The sequence below is a fragment of the Neorhizobium descurainiae genome (assembly GCF_051400715.1).
In the GTDB taxonomy this organism is placed as follows: Bacteria; Pseudomonadota; Alphaproteobacteria; order Rhizobiales; family Rhizobiaceae; genus Neorhizobium.
In genome coordinates this window covers 173,178-191,730 of record NZ_JBLFFK010000005.1, presented here as the reverse complement: position 1 = coordinate 191,730, position 18,553 = coordinate 173,178, and the positions used below count along the sequence as shown (strand labels likewise).

Below are 18,553 nucleotides of genomic sequence, written 5' to 3'. Positions count from 1 at the left end.
CGCTCACCGCACGCGCCCTTCGTCTATCGGTTAGGACGCCAGATTTTCATTCTGGAAAGAGGGGTTCGACTCCCCTAGGGCGTGCCATTCTCCTTCTCCAAGCTTTTGTTTTTGTTTTCTTATCCGCTTTTGGACGAGCGCGTTCCGGTACGTGATTTTTTGCGTGTGCGAACAGCAAAAACTTGCATTTTGCGCTTGCGGGAAATCATCGCCCTCACTATAAGGGCGCTCACCGCACGCGCCCTTCGTCTATCGGTTAGGACGCCAGATTTTCATTCTGGAAAGAGGGGTTCGACTCCCCTAGGGCGTGCCATTCGACTTCTTTTGCATTCCATGTTTTCATAGTATGGTTCTTGATCGTCAGCAGGCGCCCATCGTCTAGCGGTCAGGACGCCGCCTCTCACGGCGGTAACACGGGTTCGAGTCCCGTTGGGCGTACCACTTCCTCCCCTCTTAAAAGCCGAATGACAGCTCTTAAGACGCCTTCGCCGCATCGAGAAGGCGAAGCTGGATTCGCCTGTTCCCCTGCCATTGGTCGGCGCTGAGGCATCCGGCGGCATGGATTTGGGCGCCCCGCGAATTGAGCAGCATGTTTCCAAGCGGCGTCTCGGCTGCACGGAAGGCGATCCCGTCGAGCCGCGAACCGTCGGCGGCCTCCAGCGTCACCTTGACATGCGCGGTGCCGACGAGCCGGGCATCCTTCAGGCGGTGGGCCGGGATGGCGAAGACCGGCTGGGCATGACCGGACCCGTAGGGCCCCGCCTGTTCGAGCTGGTCGAAGAGTTCCAGCGTCGCGCCGGAGGCGGAGAGAGCGCCGTCGATCTTCAGCACGTGATTGGCAACCAGGCCCGGCACGCTTTCACCGGCCATCTCCTCAAAAAAGGCCCGCAGGCGGCCGAGATTGGCGCGCTCCACCGTCAGGCCCGCAGCCATGGCATGGCCGCCGCCCTTGACGAGCAGCCCGGCCTCGACGGCGGCCCGCACCATGCGGCCCATGTCGAAACCGTTGATCGAGCGGCCGGACCCGGTGCCCTTGCCGGAAGGATCAAAGGCGATCGCGAAGGCCGGCCGCTTGAACTTCTCCTTGAGCCGCGCGGCGATCAGACCGACGATGCCGGGATGCCAGTTGTCGCGCGCGGTCACGATCACCGAAGCCCCCTCGCCCGTTCCGTATTCGGCAAGCACTTCGGCTTCCGCTTCGGCAAGCATGGCGGCTTCCATGGCCTGTCGCTCACGATTGAGTTCGTCGAGCCGTCCGGCGATCTCTTCGGCCTCGACCGGATCGTCGAGCGTCAGCAGCCGGCTGCCCAGCGCCGCATCGCCGATCCGCCCGCCCGCATTGATCCGCGGGCCGATCAGGAAACCGAAATGATAGGGCGTCACCGGTCCGCCCAGGCCCGCCTTGCGGAAGAGTGCGGACAGACCTGCGTTCCCCATATGGCGCGCCGCCATCAGCCCCTTGACCACGTAGGCACGGTTGAGGCCCCTGAGCGGAACGACGTCGCAGACGGTCGCGAGCGCCACGAGATCCAGCCAGGCCAGCAGGTCGAGCGATTTCGCGCGGGGATCGCCAGTCTGGCGCAGATGACGCGCGGCAGCCACCAGGACCATGAAGACGACGCCGGCAGCACAGAGGTGGCCCTGGCCGGAAAGATCGTCCTCGCGGTTGGGATTGACGAGCGCCAGGCATGGCGGCAGTTCGTGGCCGAGCTGGTGATGGTCGATGACGACGACGTCGCAGCCCTCGTCGCGAGCAGCTGCAAGTGCATCAAAGCTGGTCGAACCGCAATCGACCGTGACGATCAGACCCGCGCCATTGGCAATCAACTGGCGGATGGCCGCCGGATTGGGGCCGTATCCCTCGAAAATGCGGTCGGGAATGTAGATTTCCGCTTCGACACCGAAATGCCGCAGGAAGCGATAAAGCAGGGCCGAGGACGCCGCCCCGTCTACGTCGTAATCGCCGAAGATCGCCACCTTCTCGCGCCGCGCCACGGCGTCGGCGAGCCGGTTCACCGCTTTTTCGCAATCGGTCAGCGTGAAGGGTTCCGGCATCAGCGCGCGGATCGTCGGATCGAGGAAGGCCGGCGCGTCGTCCAGCGAAACGCCGCGGCCGGCCAACACGCGGGCGACGAGATCGGGAATGCCATGGACCTGGGCGATCGCCAGCGCGCGGTTCTGCGCCGCCTGATCGAGACGCGAGACCCAGCGCTGATCGCCTGCGGAGCGCTCAACACTCAGGAATGCGCGCGGGACGGGATCAACCGCCTCCGCCGTCGAGGACAGTGCGGAGATCATTCTGGTCATCGACCGCTTTTAGCGGATTCGAATCAAAACCGGAATCGGTCTCAGGAAATCCCCTGTGGATACTGCCCCGTATCTTTCGGCTTTCGTCAGAAAAGAGACCAGACGGCCGCCGAACTGCTCAGACCCGCCACAACGGACGCAAACAGGACGAGCATGAACGTCCAGTTCCGCCGCCCTTCGAAATCGTCGCCGTTTTCCTGATCGTTCGCATGAACCAGATGCAAGGTCCGCGACCCTAATGACTTGCCGCCGGCTTCACCGAGTTCCAGCCGGCAGGCCTTTTTCCCCGTATTCATGGTGATCACGAAAGCGCCTCCCCTCGCTGTGGTGATTGCACCGGCCAGTCTATGCCGGACGATCCCGCGCGGCTAGTCACGAAATCTTCATGATGGCTTTTTCCAGAATGCGTCATTCCCACCGCCAAAACGAAAAGGCCGGCGGGGAGCCGGCCGTTTTCTCGATGGGACCTAGAAAGCCTTGGGCCGCTCGATGCGGATCACCTGCGGTTCGCCGGCAAGATAGCTTTCCCGCTTGATCGCATCGACCGCCTTGCGGACCGAATCCTCCGTCGTCGCATGAGTGACGAGGATGATCGTCTTCGCCGTGTCCTCGGAATCCGGCTTGGCGCGCTGTACGATCGATTCGAGCGAGATCGCGTTTTCCGCCATGCGCGCGGCGATGCTGGCGAAGACGCCGGTACGGTCGGCGACCGTCAGGCGGATGAAATAACCGCCCTCGTGGCTCTGCATGCGGGCGCGCTTATAGGGCGAAAGTGCCGCGGCCGGCGTTCCGAGAACGGGCACGCGCTGGGCACCCGGACGGCTCTTGGCGATGTCGGCGATATCGCCAAGCACCGCAGAGGCGGTCGCATCGCCGCCGGCGCCGGGGCCGACCATCAGGAGCTCGCCGAGAATGTCGGATTCGATCGCCACCGCATTGGTCACCCCGTCGACCTGGGCGATCACCGAATCATGCGGGACCATGGTCGGATGCACGCGCTGCTCGATGCCGCTGTCGGTCTGCTGGGCAACGCCCAGGAGCTTGATGCGATAGCCGAGATCGGCCGCCGCATGGATGTCCTCGATCGAGATATTGGTGATGCCTTCGAGATAGATCTCGTCGGCGGCGATCTCCGTGCCGAAGGCGAGCGTCGTCAGGATGGCCAGCTTGTGGGCCGTGTCGTTGCCCTCGATGTCGAAGGCCGGATCGGCTTCGGCATAACCGAGACGCTGCGCCTCCTTCAGGCAATCGGCAAAGGAGAGGCCCTCCTTCTCCATCCGGGTGAGGATGTAGTTGCAGGTGCCGTTCATGATGCCGTAGACGCGCGACACCGTGTTGCCGGTCAGGGACTCGCGGAGCGCCTTGATGACTGGAATGCCGCCGGCAACCGCGGCTTCGAAATTGAGGAGCGCGCCCTTTTCCTCGGCGATCCTGGCAAGCTCGACGCCGGAGCTGGCCAGCAGCGCCTTGTTTGCGGTCACCACATGGAGACCGCGGGTGAGCGCGGCACGCACGGAGTTTGGGGCAGCACCTTCGGCGCCACCCATCAGTTCCACGAAGACGTCGATATCGGCTTCCGCCGCCAGCTTCTCCGGCGTGTCGAACCAGGTGATGCCGGAAATGTCGATGCCGCGGTCGCGGTTCCTGTCGCGGGCCGTGACCGCCGTGATCTCGATCGCCCGGCCGCAGGTGACGGTCAGTTCGTTCGCGCGGGTCTGGATGATCCGGACGAGAGAGGCACCCACCGTGCCGAGACCCGCAATACCGACTTTGAGGGCGTCTGCCATGCTATTCTTCCTGGTCTTCTGAAAAGCGGCGGCCCGGCCGGGCCGCCCGAAATATGATCCGATCAGCGGTGGGCGTTCAGCGAGATCACGTTGTGCATCGTGTCGTCGGCCGTCGAAAGGAACTTCTTGATGTTGCGGGCCGCCTGGCGGATGCGATGCTCGTTTTCGACGAGCGCCAGACGGACGTAATCATCGCCCATTTCGCCGAAGCCGACGCCCGGCGCCACGGCGACATCCGCCTTCTCGACGAGGAGCTTCGAAAATTCGAGCGATCCGAGATGACGGAACTTTTCCGGGATCTTCGCCCAGGCGAACATGGTCGCGGCCGGCGGCGGCACTTCGAACCCGGCCTTGCCGAAGCTGTCGACCATGACGTCGCGGCGGCGCTTGTAGATATTGCGGACCTCCGCGATATCGGAACCGTCGCCGTTCAGCGCATGGGTGGCGGCCACCTGGATCGGCGTGAAGGCGCCGTAATCGAGATAGGATTTCACGCGCGTCAAAGCCGAGATCAGCCGCTCGTTGCCGACGGCGAAGCCCATGCGCCAGCCCGGCATGGAGAAGGTCTTCGACATGGAGGTGAATTCGACGGCGACGTCGATCGCACCCGGCACCTGCAGCACGGACGGCGGCGGATCGCCTTCGAAATAGATTTCCGAATAGGCGAGGTCCGACAACACGATGATGTCGTGCTTACGGGCAAAGCTTACGACGTCCTTGTAGAAATCCAGCGACGCGACATGGGCCGTCGGATTGGACGGATAGTTGAGGATCAGCGCCAGCGGCTTCGGGATGGAGTGCTTCACTGCGCGCTCGAGCGGCGGAAAGAAGCTCTCGTCCGGTTCGACCGACATGGAACGGATCACGCCGCCCGCCATCAGGAAACCGAAGGCATGGATCGGATAAGTCGGGTTCGGGCAGAGGATGACGTCGCCCGGCGCGGTGATCGCCTGCGCCATGTTGGCGAAACCTTCCTTGGAGCCGAGGGTCGCGACGACCTGCGTCTCGGGATTGAGCTTCACGCCGAAGCGGCGGGCATAATAGGCGGCCTGGGCGCGACGCAGACCCGGAATGCCCTTGGATGAGGAATAACGGTGGGTGCGCGGATCCTGCACCACTTCGCACAGCTTGTCGACGATCGCTTTCGGCGTCGGAAGGTCGGGATTGCCCATGCCGAGATCGATAATGTCGGCGCCGCCCGCTCGCGCGCTCGCCTTCAAACGGTTGACCTGTTCGAAAACGTAGGGCGGCAGACGCCGGACTTTATGAAACTCTTCCATGGCTCCCTCGAAAAATAGATGCGGAAAGCACGCGTCATTGCGCTGCTTCGTGGCGCATCTTAGGCGATTTGTGCTTTGCGACCAAACGGGCCGAAACGCAAGCGCTATTTGAGATGTTTTTATCTGGCGATATCGGCCAGAGCGTCGTTGCCGTGCTCGGCGGCAAGCCTGCGATATTCGGCGACCCGGCGCTGATATTCGGCTTCCGAGATCGAGCCGTTCTGGCGAGCCCGGGCGAGTGCGGCAAGCCTGGGCTCCGTCTTCTGATAGTCCTGGTCCTCGATCTGCTCGGCGGCGGCCGTCAGCGTCGGATCGAAGGTCGGATAGGCGCCGGTCTTCCGGACCGCCAGCGGGCCGGGCGGCGGCGCGGTCCTGGACTGCACGACGACGGCCGGCGGAGGCGTGCTTGGAATACCGTCATCCAGCGCGAAACTGTTGCTGTTGCAGCCGGTCAATAGAGGCAACGCGCCGAGAGCGATAAAAAACGCCAAGTTGCCGATCCGATGCCGCAGTTTTTCCATTTCCGTAACCCAGTTTCCGCGCCGGCGACATTCACCGGAAAGCGCCGATCGCTGGCACTTGTATTCGCTTTCGGGCACAATGTACAAACGAAAACAGACGGCAGTTCACTGGGAGAACGTGCGTGGTGGAAAAGACCGGGGACAAGGGGCAGACCGGGGAAGGATTTCCGGGCTTCGACCCCAAGTCTGTCGAGGCCTACATGGTCAAGGACCCGCAGGCGCTCGCGATGAATTTCGCCCGCGCGCTCGAGAATCTCGGCAAGGCGGCCTCCGAATGGCTCGGCCCCCGCGAGCGCGGCGAGATTGCCGATTCGGTCGCCGACCCGATCGTCGATCTCGTGAAAACGCTCTCCAAGGTCACCGAATACTGGATCTCCGACCCGAAGCGGACACTGGAGGCGCAGACGCTGCTCTTCTCCAGCTATATGGACATCTGGGTACGCAGCTTGAGCCAGTTTTCCGGACAGCCGGCGGAGCCCGAACCGAATACGGCGCCGAAGGACAAGCGTTTCGCCGACGAGGACTGGGTGAAGAACCCGTTCTTCGCTTTTCTGAAACAGGTCTATCTCGTCACCGCCTCCTTGGCCGAGAAGCTCGTCAGCGACGCCGAAGGGCTCGACGAACACACCAGGCATAAGGCCGCCTTCTACGTGAAGCAGATCACCGCCGCGCTTTCGCCGGTCAATTTCGCGATCACCAATCCGGAAGTCTATCGGGAGACGGTCGCCACCCACGGAGCCAATCTGGTCGCGGGCATGAAGATGCTCGCCGAGGACATCGTCGCCGGCGGCGGCGAACTGCGGCTGCGCCACACCGATGCGACCAGATTCGCGATCGGCCATAACCTTGCGCTCACGCCCGGCAAGGTGATCGCCCAGAGCGAGGTCTGCGAGGTCATCCAGTACGAGCCCTCGACCGAGACGGTGCTCAAACGGCCGCTGATGATCGTGCCGCCGTGGATCAACAAGTTCTATATCCTCGACCTCAACCCGCAGAAAAGCTTCATCAAGTGGTGCGTCGACCAGGGCCATACGGTCTTCGTCATCTCCTGGGTCAATCCGGACGAGCGCCACGCAAAAAAGGATTGGGAATCCTACATGCGCGAGGGGATCGACTTCGCGCTCACGACGATCGAGAAGGCGACCGGCGAACGTCAGGTCAACGCGGTCGGCTATTGCGTCGGCGGCACACTGCTTGCGGCCACCCTCGCCTGTCACGCCAAGGAAAAGAACCGCCGCGTCGCATCGGCCACCTTCCTCACTACCCAGGTGGATTTCACCTATGCCGGAGACCTCAAGGTCTTCGTCGACGAGGAGCAGATCGCGGCGATCGAAAAGCAGATGAACGCAGTCGGCTATCTCGAAGGCTCGAAGATGGCGATGGCCTTCAACATGCTGCGCGCTACGGAGCTCATCTGGCCCTATGTCGTGAACAACTACCTCCGCGGCCAGGAGCCCCCGCCTTTCGACCTGCTCTACTGGAACTCCGACTCGACGCGCATGGCGGCGGCCAACCACGCCTATTACCTGCGCAACTGCTATCTCAACAACAATCTCAGCAAGGGCGAGATGCAGCTCGGCGGCAAGACGATCTCGCTGAAGGACATCAAGATCCCCGTCTACAATCTCGCCACCCGCGAGGACCATATCGCGCCGCCGAAATCCGTCTTCCTCGGCTCGGCGCTGTTCGGCGGGCCGGTGGATTTCGTGCTGACCGGATCCGGCCATATTGCCGGCATAGTCAACCCGCCCGACAAGCAGAAGTACCAGTACTGGACCGGCGGCAAGGCCAAGGGCAGTTTCGAGGACTGGATGGAAAAGGCCGAGGAGACCAGGGGCTCCTGGTGGCCGCATTGGCACGCCTGGATCGAAGCGAAGGATGACGAACGCGTACCGGCCCGCAAGCCCGGCGGCTCGGCGCTCAACGCGATTGCCGACGCACCCGGCACCTATGTGCTTGCCCGCGTCTGAACTGTCACCCGATGCGCTTCGATCCGCCGCTCGTTCCCGCGACACTCTTGCAACGCTACAAGCGCTTCCTTTTCGACGCAATCCTTGAAGACGGCATGCCCTTCACCGGTTCCTGCCCGAATACCGGATCGATGCACGGGCTGACCGCCCCCGGCTCCAGGATATGGGTCTCTCTGCACGACAGTCCGACCCGCAAATACCGGCACATGTTCGAAATGATCGAGGTGGACGGCGAGATGGTCGGGATCAATACCGGCCTGCCGAACCGGCTTGCGGAAGAAGCGATCCGCGCCGGATTGATCGCGAGTCTCACCGGTTATGAAACGATCCTGCGCGAGCAACGCTACGGCCGCAATTCCCGCATCGACTTTCTGCTTTCGGGCCAAGGCCTGCCTGACGCCTATGTGGAAGTGAAGAACGTGCATTTCAGCCGGGAGCCTCAGCTCGCCGAATTTCCCGATACGGTCACCAAGCGCGGCGCCAAACATCTCGAAGAACTCGGCGACATGGTCGAGGCCGGTCACCGGGCGGTGATGATCTATCTCATCCAGCGGCACGACTGCTCGCATTTCCGGATCTGCGCCGATCTCGATCCGCTTTACGCGCTCGCATTCGAACGTGCGAAAGCCCGCGGCGTAGAAGCCTATGCCATCCGCTGCCGCGTTTCGCCGGAGGAAATCGTCCCTTCGGGGCTAGTTACGATAGACGAACCGGGGCCTGCTGCTTTATGAACGGAGGAATTGCGAGAGACGAACCATGGTCAACTACATCGAGGCGGTTTCCGCCCCCCTGAAGAATACGGGCGCGATCCGGCTCTACACTCCTGAAGACTTTGCCGGCATGCGCAAGGCCAGCCTGCTCACGGCACGCTGCCTCGACGAGCTTGCGGCAATCGTCAAGCCCGGCATCGCCACCAATGCGATCGACCGTTTCGTCTTCGAATTCGGCATGGATCACGGCGCGCTGCCCGCGACGCTCAACTATCGCGGCTACACGAAATCCACCTGCACCTCGATCAACCACGTCGTCTGCCACGGCATTCCGGACGAGAAGCCGCTTCGCGAAGGCGATATCGTCAATATCGACGTCACCTACATCCTCGACGGCTGGCACGGAGATTCGAGCCGCATGTACCCCGTAGGCCAGATCAAGCGCGCCGCCGAACGCCTGCTCGAAGTGACCTATGAATGCCTGCTGCGCGGCATCGCCGCGGTGAAGCCCGGCGCCCGCACCGGCGCGATCGGCGAAGCGATCCAGACCTATGCGGAAGCCGAACGCTGCTCGGTGGTACGCGATTTCTGCGGCCACGGCGTCGGCCGGCTCTTCCACGATTCCCCGAACATCCTGCATTACGGCCGCGCCGACGAAGGCCCGGAACTCAAGGAAGGCATGATCTTCACCATCGAGCCGATGATCAATCTCGGCAAGCCGCATGTGAAGGTGCTCTCCGACGGCTGGACCGCGGTCACCCGCGACCGCTCGCTCTCTGCTCAATACGAGCATGCCGTCGGCGTTACGGCGACGGGCTGCGAGGTTTTCACGCTTTCTCCCGCGGGCCTCGACCGGCCCGGCCTGCCGCCGCTTTCGAGGTAATATGGCCAAGCGTCCAGCCCCGCCGCCGGACGAACAAGCCTCCCTTCTGGAGGACGAGCGCGGCTTTTTCGCCGAACAACTCTCAAAGCCGAAGGCCATCCAGAAATCCGCAGCTCCTGCAAAGGAGGAGCCGGCGGCCCATTATCACGGCCATCGCGAGCGGCTCCGGACCAAATACCGCGACCATGGCGACACCGGGCTTGCCGACTACGAGATCCTTGAGCTGCTGCTCTTCCGGCTGATCCCGCGCCGCGACACCAAGCCGATCGCCAAGGCTCTGCTCGATCGCTTCGGGACGCTCGCCGGCGTGTTCGGCGCGCCGGCTGCACTGCTGCAGGAGGTCAAGGGCGTCGGCGAGACCGTCGCGCTCGACCTGAAGCTCGTCTCCACCGTCGGCCAGCGGATGCTCAAAAGCGAGCTGCGCGGCAAGCAGGTGCTCTCGTCCTGGTCGTCGGTGATCGACTACTGCCACGCGGCCATGGCCTACGAATCCCGCGAACAGTTCCGCATCCTTTTCCTGGACAAACGCAACGCGCTGATCGCCGACGAGGTGCAGGGCCGCGGCACGGTCGACCATACGCCCGTCTATCCGCGCGAGGTGGTGCGCCGGGCGCTGGAGCTTTCCGCCACCGCGATTATCTTAGTGCATAACCATCCTACTCGCCCTTTTTGATCACGCTGGATCACGCTAGATACCGCTGATTCATAAGGCTTTTCGGGGTTGTCGTAGAGTCGGATACCATGGCATAGTGGGGTCGGTTCGAAGGGGATTGAAGCCCTTTTTGACCCCAGTCGCCGACCCCACAAACCCGTCTGGCGACCCCACTTGGAAGCCGATGGAGAACCCCAGTGCCAAGCCTTACCGATGGAGAAATTCGCCGCGCCCTGAAAGAGGTCGAACAGACCGGAAAACAGCTCAGCCTCGTCGATGGCGAGGGACACGGAACGGGGCGCCTCGTCCTCGTGATGAAGCCGATGCCGACCCGAGTCACCGCCGACTGGATGGCCCAGCAGTGGCGCGATCAGAAGCGCATCAAGAAGAAGCTCGGATCATATCCCTCGATGCCGCTGAGCAAGGCACGAGAGGTGTTCAACCGCGATTTCGCGGCGATGATCCAGAAAGGCCGCAGCATCAAGATCGCTGGCGACACGCGGCCGGGCACTGTCGCCGACCTCTTTGAGGCCTATGTCGCGTACCTCAAGGGCGCGGAGAAGTCGTCCTGGAAGGAGGCGGAGAAGGGCCTTAACAAGATCGCCGACACGCTCGGGCGTAACCGGCCCGCCCGCGACATCGAACCGGACGAGATCACGGCGATCCTGCGCCCCATCTATGAACGCGGCAAGCGCTCGATGGCGGATCATGTGCGAAGCTACATTCGGTCGGCTTACAGTTGGGGCCTGAAATCGGAGCACGACTACCGCTCGGCCTCCGCGCGTCGCTTCCGTCTCGTCTACAATCCTGCCGCAGGCATACCGACCGAACCCAAGAAGGTCGGGACGCGCTGGCTCGACGAGGATGAATTCCTGCGGCTCTACCGCTGGCTCGAATGCCCCGACACCCCGGTGCACCCGCCATACACCCGCGCGGTGAGGATTCTGATGCTGACGGGGCAGCGTGTCGAGGAGATCGCCCGCCTACACGTCGACCAGTGGGACGCGAAGGAACGCATCATCGATTGGTCAAAGACGAAGAACGGGAAACCGCACGCGATCCCGGTGCCGACAATCGCGGCCGAGCTTATCGAGTCGATAACCCCCAGTGCTCACGGCTGGTTCTTCCCCTCGGCGACCGACCCGTCCAAGCCGGTGAGCCACGGCACCCTCTATGCGTTCATGTGGCGCCAGAGGGACCGTGAGGTCATTCCTTACGTCACCAACCGCGATCTGCGACGGACATGGAAAACGCTCGCCGGCAAAGCCGGCCTTTCCAAGGAAATCCGGGACCGCTTGCAGAACCACACGCTGCAGGACGTCAGCTCTAAGAGCTACGATCGCTGGAACTATATGCCCGAGAAGCGCGCCGCCATGGCGAAATGGGACAAGTTCGTCCGGGCGCTGCTGAAAACGAAGAAGAAGAGCAGCACATTGAAGGAGGCCGCGTGAGCCGCCCGTCCCTTCTCCTTGCAGGCGCGTTTGCCTTTTTCATCTCGGCCGCCCCTGCCCATGCAGATCCATGCGAGGCTCCTCTGCCGGCACAAGCCGGAGCGCGCTTCTCCGGCACGGTCCGGTATGTTGGTGACGGGGATGGTCTCTGCGTTGGCACGACGGCCGATCCCAAAGAGTGGATCGAGGTCCGCCTCGCCGATTTCGACGCGCCCGAGCTTCATCAAGCTGACGGCGTCGCGGCTAAAGCGGCGCTCGAGCGCGTCGCGCTCCATCGCCAGGTCATATGCACTGCCGAACGCGGCCGCAGCGGCCGCGTCGTCTCATTTGACCGCGTGATCGCGCGCTGCCGGATTGGCCACGACAGTATTGGAGACCTCCTTCGCCGGGCCGGTGTCCTCGCGAGTGGCAACTGATGCCGGCACGTTCACTCTTGACCCGACATAGCTTGGAAGCTATATGAACTGGGACGTCAGGCTGCATGACGCCTTCGAGGCGGAGTTTCTGGCTTTCGAGCGCTGGGTCCAGACCGAATTGCTGGCCGTCGCGAAGCTGCTTGCCGAGTACGGCCCGCAGCTTGGTCGGCCATATGTCGACACGCTCAAAGGCTCGAAACATGCCAACATGAAGGAGATGCGTTTCTCGGCCGCCGACGGTGAATGGCGCGCAGCCTTCGCCTTCGACCCGGAACGGAAGGCGATCCTCCTGGTCGCGGGTGACAAGTCTGGCGTCAGCCAGAAGCGCTTCTACAAGCAGCTTATCGCAAAGGCGGATAGCCGGTTTTCCGACCATCTGGAAAGCCTGAAATCCGGAAATAAGGGATGATCCTATGGGACGGAGCCTGGATGAAGTCATAGCTTCGCTGCCCCGCGACCAGCAGGAGCAGATCGAGGCCCGTTATAATGACCTGAAGCAGGAAGTCGAAGGCCTCCGAGAGTTGCGCCAAATCGCTGGCAAGGCGCAAGAGGATGTCGCGATGGCGCTGAATATCAAACAACCCTCGGTGTCAAAGATCGAGAACCAAGCCGATATGTATCTCTCGACCTTGCGCAGCTATGTCGAGGCGGTCGGTGGCAAGCTAGAGCTGACGGTGAAGCTCCCTTCCCGTCCCCCGGTAACGATCCACTCTCTCGGAGACCTGGCTCGCTCTTCGTCTCATACTTCCGCGCGCCGCGGCTCCGCAAGACGCTAGAGGCTGCCACTGGGGGGGACGATGACGGAACAGCTCGAACAAGTAGCAACAGAAGATGAAACGTCGTCTGGTGTTCCCGACTATCAAATCAGCTTCAGGGATTGCGCGGACCAGGAGACCGCGGAGCGTATCGCTCCACAGGTGGGTGCGGTTGTAGCCGCGATGAGCCGTTACCTTCCGCTTGGGCGGCTGGATGGCTTTACTTTCGCCAATGATTACGCTGCAGCGCTCGCTGAGCTTGACCGAGGGTTTGGCGCCAATGGCCCCCTCACCGCGACCCAAGAGGATTTCGGTGTTGGCGTGGCAATGTCGCCAACGGTCGTTCGAGATGGCGTCATCAAGACTCGGGTCGTTATGAGCGCCTGGTTTGCGTATGCGTTGATCGGCGACAGCGAAGAAGATCGCGGCGTTGCCGTCCATACGATCGCCCACGAGCTTAGCCACGTCGGCTGCCACCTCATTGTCGAGGCAGCTCTGCCCGGCGTGATGTTGCAGCCTATCGAGGACGGCTACGCCTCTATCCTCTATCGCCACAGCAACGCCTGCTGGGACGAGTACTTCGCATCCCGGTGGAGCGCGCCGCTCAATCCCACTCTCATTGACGGCTATCGCGACACGGTAATCACAGCTTTGGAGCGCGCCGACGAGCGCATACGCGCCGCCAAGGACCAGTTTTGGTCGGATGGCGATCTCGAGCTCGTCGTCGATGCGGTACTTAGCTCGATCGGGAGCGTCATGAAGTTCTCGGGATACCTTTTCGGTCACGCCGACGGAGTGGGCGTCGACATCTACGATACTGAAGGCCGCCTCGCGGATAAGCTCGAGGAGTTGGGCCTGCACGATTGGTTCGAGGCGCTTCACGAGCGTGTACGCGCCCTATTTGAGCGAACGGGTCAGTGGGAGGAATTCAGCGAATTCTTCGTGCTGAATGACTCGGTCGTGGAAGCAGCCAGCACCTACAAGATCATATGCCGGCGGTCTCCCGAAACGCCGATGTGGGTCGATATCTTCGAGTGAACCTAGAATGCCCATTGCCCCTGGGCTGCCCCGTCAAAGCGCCTCCAACCGCGCAGTCGGCTCATAGCACCGCGCCGCCGCATCAAACTCATGCAGCTGAGTGACCGGCATTCCATTCCACCGATGTCCGAGCGCGACCGCGAAGGCCGCAGGACCGGCAAGATAGAGCCTTATCGTCGCTGGCCGAAAACGAGCGACGGCAGCGTCAACCGTCCGTTTAACGAACGACACGCTGGCCTGGGCGGCCGCAGCCGACGTGATCGGCTCGGCAAGCGAAAGCGCCACCACGGCCCCGGGCGCCACGTTCGCGGTCGCTGCAAGATCAATGGAAGGGTCACGCAGCACGCCCACGCTGACGACGAGGTCACCGCCTTCAAACCCCGCGGGCTCGACCGATCGCCATGTCGGCATCGCCGTTCCCGGTGCGGGCCGATCGTCAGTTCTCCAGGATCCCTCCCTTGTCGGGATCTCCAGCTCAAAACCAATCGCAGAGCGTAAGGACCAACCCAGGCACAATGCTGTCGTCAATCGATAAGACCCACTCAAAGCAACGCGAGAAACACCTCGCTGCCGCAACCACCGCGCAGTCCGATCAAGCGGCAGAAGCAGATCTGAGCGCCATTCGTGCACGTCCGGATAGGGCGCTGCACCCCGCGAGAATGCGCAAGCATCGATTTCGAGAGCGGTTTCGTCCTGTTCGTTTCGGTCAGAGCGAACAAGGAGAGGATAAGCCTCCGGCAACGGAAGGCGTTGTCCCAGCGCCTCGTCGATAGTCTTAATCAACACGCCGCGCAGAAGTGGGATCCCGACGTTGCGGCGGGCCAAGCTACTCAGTGCTTCAAATGCCTGCTCGATCCGACGCGACGAAATGTCGAGGCTTGGAAATGATCGGCCGAGCGCCACACCGAAGGCCTGAAGACCGCTGTCTCTGTCCGGCAGGTTTCTTTCATTCACCTCGACCGCATCAAACACGAAGGTCCCTAACTTCTCACCATATGTGGCGATCAGGTCATCCTTCAGTTTCTCATCGCTTGCCGCCGCTATGCCAGAGAACGGCGCGTAGAACGGGCGCGCTCGCCGAACGCGCGATGGATCGCGCCCCAGCCAACTCACGGTCTTCGGCAATTGCGGCGTCACCAGCGTCTGAACTCGGGCAACCTGAGGGAAGGAGGTCTCGAACGTCTGAAACGATTTGAATACCTCCGCCACTTCTCCGGGTGCGAGGACGGCGCTCTTCGCTTGATATCGCTCCAACAGATGACCGGCGGGGGCATGGGGCGCAAAGAAGCGCGCCTCGAGATCCTCCAGCCCCTCGAAGATCATCTGTTCGAAAGATGGATTTGCGAGCCAGGCCGGCAGTCGCGCGAGTCCGTCCCAGAGCTGATAGTCAAAACCCTCTTGTGCAATGACACCACCGAGGCCCTTTGCATCGGTCAATGTCGGCAGACCACTATTGCCGTTCAACGTCCATCTCCAATGTGATTGCGCTCTCCCGTCCCCGCGGATCAAAAACCCAGGCACCCGACGCCACGGTCTCCACATCGAGACGAACAATCATCAGGACCGCGAACGAGCCCTTAAATTCACCGTCTCGGACGAGCGTGCGCATCGTCTCGATATCAGTGCCGCTCGGCTGCACGGCGAAGCTGGGATGGCTGTGCCACTCTCCGATGTAATTGTATCGTGTGTATCTGTGCTCCGTCTGATCGAAGAATCTGATCGCGTCACGCGCCGCTTGGATGAGGTCAACGAAAAAGCGGGCGAACGTCCCCGGCCGCGCTTGAATCGTCAGGTTCGTAACCAGGAAATCCGAGGGCGCCAGTTGTTCGCCGAACAACTGGCCACCGATCTCCCTCGTCCCGGCCCGTTTGAGCGCCGCGACAAGTTTCTCGATCTCACCGCGCGCCAATCTAACTTTCATCAAGCCATTCCTTGAACAGCTTGACGGCGAAGTCTCGGGCCTCTGGATCGTCACCAGCTTCGTCGCTTTGGCGACGGGCACCGACGCTGAGGCGGATCGTATGACCGTGTCCGTCGAACTTCCATGCATTGCTGTAGCCAAGCAGCAGCCAGGCGGAGTCAATCGGCGCCGGCTTTCCATCGAGAATATCTAAAACCACCCGAGCGGCATGAGCCGCCGTCATCGTCGCCGCAGCGTCATCCGCAACGAACGGAGTTCCATCTTCAGCGAGTGCCTCATAGCGCCGTCGCCCGGATTCGGGCGGTTTAACGCCTTGCTCGTCGCACCACGCCAGAAATGCCGCTCTGCCCTCTGCGTATGGAGGATCGCGCTCAGGAAGCGACGTTGCGACCAGGCCGCCGATGCCACCTTCAAAGACTTCAACTGATACGAACGGCCGACGATTGGCATCCGACACGGCGCCCAAAAAAAGCGCGGTGCCGGGGTCACCCGTCGCGTCGATAATCAGATCGCATCCGCCAATCGCCTCGACCTGCCAAGCGTGGGTCTTCGCCGATCGTTGCCAATTTAGATTGCTATCGACGGCTGTGATGTCCGCCCCGGGGGCGATTTGGAGCAATCGGCGCTTCAGCCCATGAACTTTTCGAAACCCCACGTCACGCCAATCGAGTGCATGGCGCTCCAGGTTCGATGGAAGCAGTACATCGCCGTCAACAAGGGTCAGCCGACTGATGCCTGACCGGAGCAGCACCTCGGCCACCTTGGATCCGACGGACCCCGCCCCTACTATCGCCACCTGCTTTCCCTGTGCCGCATCCGTACGGCCAGAGCGTACGCCGCGATCATCCGGCAGGACGAATATCTGTCGTTTATGTGGGCCGCCGTCGTTCAGCAAATGAAACGCAACGAGCTCGGTACCGCCGCTGAACAGGATGAGTGCCGACGTTGCACCGAGCAGATATGTTGCTATCTCCTCGGGAAAGCCGGCGAGTTCGATGAGTGCTGCGCGCTCGACCTCGTCTGACGGTGCAGCATTGAATGAGACGTACACGGGCAGCTCAACGCGCCACGTATAGATGTCCGATCCCGGCGGTCGCCAAGCCGACGCTCGATCATCGGCATCGCATACGAGGATCGGCCAAATATCGTCGGTCGCCATCCACCGTAGCGCCTTGATCTCCGCTGCCTCGCCTCTGCCAACCCGCTCACGACAGCCTGCGCCGATGAGAACGGGATTGGCGCCCCAACCATAGGATTGCACCTCACCGATGGTGTGGGCCGATGGCGCTCGCTCGCCTCCAGTCCCGAGAGGATCTTCCTTCTGGAGAAGATTGTACGCGCTGCGCAGAACATCGGCTCCTGTCGCGCTTGCAACCCAGTTGTCGGGGCGCAGTTCGAGGCAAAGGATGCCCGTGCCGTATTGATGCGTGGTCCAGCGCGCATCTTCCTGCGGCTCCACCCATGCGGGAACCTCGGGAAACTGATCTGGATAGACGAGCCTTATGGGATAGTCGTGCCCGTGTGCCTTGATCACGCCGACGGCACAAAACATTCCCTCGTGGAAGCACCAGCGCGTAAGGGTGAACCAGCCTTCCGACGTCGCGACTTCCTCGACGGCGCTGCGTTCTTTGCCGAGGCGGCTGCTATCGATCGCCCACCAGAACTTCAAGCGAAACCACGCGGCTTGCTCGGTGCCGCCATGGCGTTCGGGAAGGTGTAACTGGCAGCCGGCGCCGCCGCCGCTGCAAAGCCGCTGTATCCCGCGGCCTTTGCCGGAGCGACGGTGGCTCTGAAGCGATCACCGAACACCCGGCGCCACTGGCGGGTTGCTTCGTCCATGTCGTCCGCGTTCTGCGCTCGCCGGGCGATGTCAGCGTAGACCCTTACCTTTTCGACGAAATCCTTCCACTGGGTGAGCGACACCTTCCCAAGAATATCGTTGGAAGGGTTGGCGGGATCGGGGACGACCGGCTTCTGGTCGAGAGACGCGCTGAAGCCATAGGCGCCGTAGATATTCTCCAGGAGCTGAGTGAACGCCTCTCCATAATGGGTCTGATCCGTCGGCGCGTGCATCGCCGTCAGAACCTCCAGGACGAAGCCCTTCGGCCGCTTGCCGCTGGGATTGATGCGCCGCCACCACTTGAGTAGCTTCACCAGCGGTTTGAAGCGTTTGCCAAACCGATCGTTCTGGGCAGAGCTCCAGCGTGTGTGCTCAGGCGGATTGGTGTATTTCCATTCGCCGGTCTCGCGATCGGCAATGTAGTAGCCGTTCCAGGCTTCAATCACCGGAACGACATCCATGTCCGCCTGCCAGGTTTCGACACGGACAGAGCGCTTATTAATCCTCTCCACCTTGTAGCCGTCGCCGCCGTCTTCGAGCGCACGACACACTTCGCTCAAGACAAAGTCTGGATGATCGCTCGTACTGAAATTCGTCACAACGATAATATCGACGTCAGGCCTCTCCTCTCCGTCTTCAGATCTGCGCGGTCGAATTGAGGTATCGCGAGCGTAACTACCGGAGAGGAAGCTCGATACGTAACGGTCCTTAAACTTTGCTTGCGTCCGCAAATGGTCACGCACGCCAGTATGTCCGCCGGACGCCCTCTCCTTCGTCGTCGTGCTCGGCTCAATGTCTTGCAGCAATTCGCTGAATCGCGTGTTCGGAACCATCATAAGCCCTGCCCAGGTCGCACCTACTATATCATGTGTATATTTGTGTTCTAAGCACAAGGGGATGTACCGAAGATCGCTTCGTTGTACCCAACATTCCTCCGGGGTGCATGTCTCGCGCAAAAAGGCGTCTTGACTCCTCGCGCCGAAAGATAGAACAAATGCAGAACATGCTACCCGTCCCGTTCC

Annotated in this window: 17 protein-coding genes, 3 tRNA genes and 1 pseudogene; 12 read left to right on the top strand and 9 right to left on the bottom strand. The window is 61.9% G+C overall.

All coding sequences use genetic code 11. The features are described 5' to 3' along the window. Positions 1-12: 12 nt before the first annotated feature. The 3 genes from ACMGE0_RS11925 (at position 13) to ACMGE0_RS11915 (ending at position 441) form a co-directional block, all read left to right on the top strand. A tRNA-Glu gene (locus tag ACMGE0_RS11925) sits at positions 13-87 on the top strand. A gap of 151 nt (positions 88-238) precedes the next feature. Continuing rightward, positions 239-313, top strand: a tRNA-Glu gene (locus tag ACMGE0_RS11920). A gap of 54 nt (positions 314-367) precedes the next feature. After that, positions 368-441: transfer RNA gene (locus ACMGE0_RS11915), tRNA-OTHER, on the top strand. Positions 442-474: 33 nt separating this feature from the next. Here ACMGE0_RS11915 and recJ read toward each other — a convergent pair. The 5 genes from recJ to ACMGE0_RS11890 all read right to left on the bottom strand — a co-directional run bounded on the left by recJ (position 475) and on the right by ACMGE0_RS11890 (position 5,865). After that, the gene (recJ, locus tag ACMGE0_RS11910; protein WP_436816198.1) at positions 475-2,298 is read right to left on the bottom strand and encodes a single-stranded-DNA-specific exonuclease RecJ; all 1,824 of its coding nucleotides are present in this window, start codon (positions 2,296-2,298) and stop codon (positions 475-477) included. A 95-nt stretch (positions 2,299-2,393) separates the two neighbouring features. Further along, positions 2,394-2,612: a hypothetical protein gene (locus ACMGE0_RS11905; RefSeq protein ID WP_436816066.1), complete on the bottom strand. Its 219-nt coding sequence runs from the start codon at positions 2,610-2,612 to the stop codon at positions 2,394-2,396. A 162-nt stretch (positions 2,613-2,774) separates the two neighbouring features. Further along, the gene (locus ACMGE0_RS11900) at positions 2,775-4,094 is read right to left on the bottom strand and encodes a homoserine dehydrogenase (protein ID WP_436816065.1); all 1,320 of its coding nucleotides are present in this window, start codon (positions 4,092-4,094) and stop codon (positions 2,775-2,777) included. Positions 4,095-4,156: 62 nt separating this feature from the next. Beyond that, positions 4,157-5,374, bottom strand: coding sequence for an LL-diaminopimelate aminotransferase (locus ACMGE0_RS11895; protein WP_436816064.1), 1,218 nt, complete (start codon positions 5,372-5,374; stop codon positions 4,157-4,159). Positions 5,375-5,493: 119 nt separating this feature from the next. After that, entirely contained in the window at positions 5,494-5,865 is a 372-nt protein-coding gene (locus tag ACMGE0_RS11890; protein ID WP_436816063.1) for a hypothetical protein, read from the bottom strand. Between the two features lie 152 nt (positions 5,866-6,017). On the opposite strand from ACMGE0_RS11890, the gene ACMGE0_RS11885 reads away from it, so the two are divergent. From ACMGE0_RS11885 to ACMGE0_RS11845, 9 genes and pseudogenes are all read left to right on the top strand, one after another. Continuing rightward, complete coding sequence (locus tag ACMGE0_RS11885) at positions 6,018-7,865, top strand: PHA/PHB synthase family protein (protein WP_436816062.1); 1,848 nt, start codon at positions 6,018-6,020, stop codon at positions 7,863-7,865. Positions 7,866-7,876: 11 nt separating this feature from the next. Beyond that, complete coding sequence (sfsA, locus tag ACMGE0_RS11880) at positions 7,877-8,596, top strand: DNA/RNA nuclease SfsA (protein ID WP_436816061.1); 720 nt, start codon at positions 7,877-7,879, stop codon at positions 8,594-8,596. 25 nt (positions 8,597-8,621) lie between these two features. After that, positions 8,622-9,458 (top strand): type I methionyl aminopeptidase, encoded by an 837-nt coding sequence (gene map / locus ACMGE0_RS11875; RefSeq protein ID WP_436816060.1) that lies wholly within the window; start codon positions 8,622-8,624, stop codon positions 9,456-9,458. Between the two features lies 1 nt (position 9,459). Further along, a pseudogene (locus ACMGE0_RS11870) lies at positions 9,460-10,119 on the top strand (JAB domain-containing protein); the annotation flags it as partial. A 188-nt stretch (positions 10,120-10,307) separates the two neighbouring features. After that, positions 10,308-11,561 carry a tyrosine-type recombinase/integrase gene (locus ACMGE0_RS11865; RefSeq protein WP_436816059.1) on the top strand — a complete coding sequence of 418 codons (1,254 nt, stop codon included), beginning with the start codon at positions 10,308-10,310 and terminating at the stop codon, positions 11,559-11,561. Further along, complete coding sequence (locus tag ACMGE0_RS11860; RefSeq protein WP_436816058.1) at positions 11,558-11,977, top strand: thermonuclease family protein; 420 nt, start codon at positions 11,558-11,560, stop codon at positions 11,975-11,977. The genes ACMGE0_RS11865 and ACMGE0_RS11860 overlap by 4 nt, the downstream gene beginning before the upstream one ends. Positions 11,978-12,020: 43 nt before the next feature. After that, positions 12,021-12,386 carry a type II toxin-antitoxin system RelE/ParE family toxin gene (locus tag ACMGE0_RS11855; protein WP_436816057.1) on the top strand — a complete coding sequence of 122 codons (366 nt, stop codon included), beginning with the start codon at positions 12,021-12,023 and terminating at the stop codon, positions 12,384-12,386. A gap of 4 nt (positions 12,387-12,390) precedes the next feature. Continuing rightward, positions 12,391-12,753 carry an XRE family transcriptional regulator gene (locus ACMGE0_RS11850; RefSeq protein WP_436816056.1) on the top strand — a complete coding sequence of 121 codons (363 nt, stop codon included), beginning with the start codon at positions 12,391-12,393 and terminating at the stop codon, positions 12,751-12,753. A 21-nt stretch (positions 12,754-12,774) separates the two neighbouring features. Further along, on the top strand, positions 12,775-13,770 hold the full coding sequence (locus ACMGE0_RS11845) for a hypothetical protein (protein WP_436816055.1): 996 nt from the start codon (positions 12,775-12,777) through the stop codon (positions 13,768-13,770). A 33-nt stretch (positions 13,771-13,803) separates the two neighbouring features. Here ACMGE0_RS11845 and ACMGE0_RS11840 read toward each other — a convergent pair whose 3' ends face one another. From ACMGE0_RS11840 to ACMGE0_RS11825, 4 genes are read right to left on the bottom strand one after another with little or no spacing between them, the layout of a single operon-like run. Then, on the bottom strand, positions 13,804-15,234 hold the full coding sequence (locus ACMGE0_RS11840; protein WP_436816054.1) for an SAVED domain-containing protein: 1,431 nt from the start codon (positions 15,232-15,234) through the stop codon (positions 13,804-13,806). Next, entirely contained in the window at positions 15,221-15,691 is a 471-nt protein-coding gene (locus tag ACMGE0_RS11835; RefSeq protein ID WP_436816053.1) for a M67 family metallopeptidase, read from the bottom strand. Before ACMGE0_RS11835 ends, ACMGE0_RS11840 begins: the two co-directional genes overlap by 14 nt. Continuing rightward, positions 15,681-17,360, bottom strand: a complete 1,680-nt coding sequence (locus ACMGE0_RS11830) for a ThiF family adenylyltransferase (RefSeq protein WP_436816052.1) — start codon at positions 17,358-17,360, stop codon at positions 15,681-15,683. Before ACMGE0_RS11830 ends, ACMGE0_RS11835 begins: the two co-directional genes overlap by 11 nt. After that, a complete protein-coding gene (locus ACMGE0_RS11825) occupies positions 17,357-18,367 on the bottom strand; it encodes an SMODS domain-containing nucleotidyltransferase (protein WP_436816051.1) in 1,011 nt (336 codons plus the stop codon). Before ACMGE0_RS11825 ends, ACMGE0_RS11830 begins: the two co-directional genes overlap by 4 nt. Positions 18,368-18,553 lie beyond the last annotated feature (186 nt).

Excerpts from the sequence above, each read along its gene's own strand:
- recJ (WP_436816198.1), bottom strand. The coding sequence starts at position 2,298 with ATGATCTCCGCACTGTCCTCGACGGCGGAGGCGGTTGATCCCGTCCCG.
- ACMGE0_RS11900 (WP_436816065.1), bottom strand. The coding sequence starts at position 4,094 with ATGGCAGACGCCCTCAAAGTCGGTATTGCGGGTCTCGGCACGGTGGGT.
- ACMGE0_RS11895 (WP_436816064.1), bottom strand. The coding sequence starts at position 5,374 with ATGGAAGAGTTTCATAAAGTCCGGCGTCTGCCGCCCTACGTTTTCGAA.
- sfsA (WP_436816061.1), top strand. The coding sequence starts at position 7,877 with ATGCGCTTCGATCCGCCGCTCGTTCCCGCGACACTCTTGCAACGCTAC.
- map (WP_436816060.1), top strand. The coding sequence starts at position 8,622 with ATGGTCAACTACATCGAGGCGGTTTCCGCCCCCCTGAAGAATACGGGC.
- ACMGE0_RS11855 (WP_436816057.1), top strand. The coding sequence starts at position 12,021 with ATGAACTGGGACGTCAGGCTGCATGACGCCTTCGAGGCGGAGTTTCTG.
- ACMGE0_RS11850 (WP_436816056.1), top strand. The coding sequence starts at position 12,391 with ATGGGACGGAGCCTGGATGAAGTCATAGCTTCGCTGCCCCGCGACCAG.
- ACMGE0_RS11845 (WP_436816055.1), top strand. The coding sequence starts at position 12,775 with ATGACGGAACAGCTCGAACAAGTAGCAACAGAAGATGAAACGTCGTCT.
- ACMGE0_RS11835 (WP_436816053.1), bottom strand. The coding sequence starts at position 15,691 with ATGAAAGTTAGATTGGCGCGCGGTGAGATCGAGAAACTTGTCGCGGCG.
- ACMGE0_RS11825 (WP_436816051.1), bottom strand. The coding sequence starts at position 18,367 with ATGATGGTTCCGAACACGCGATTCAGCGAATTGCTGCAAGACATTGAG.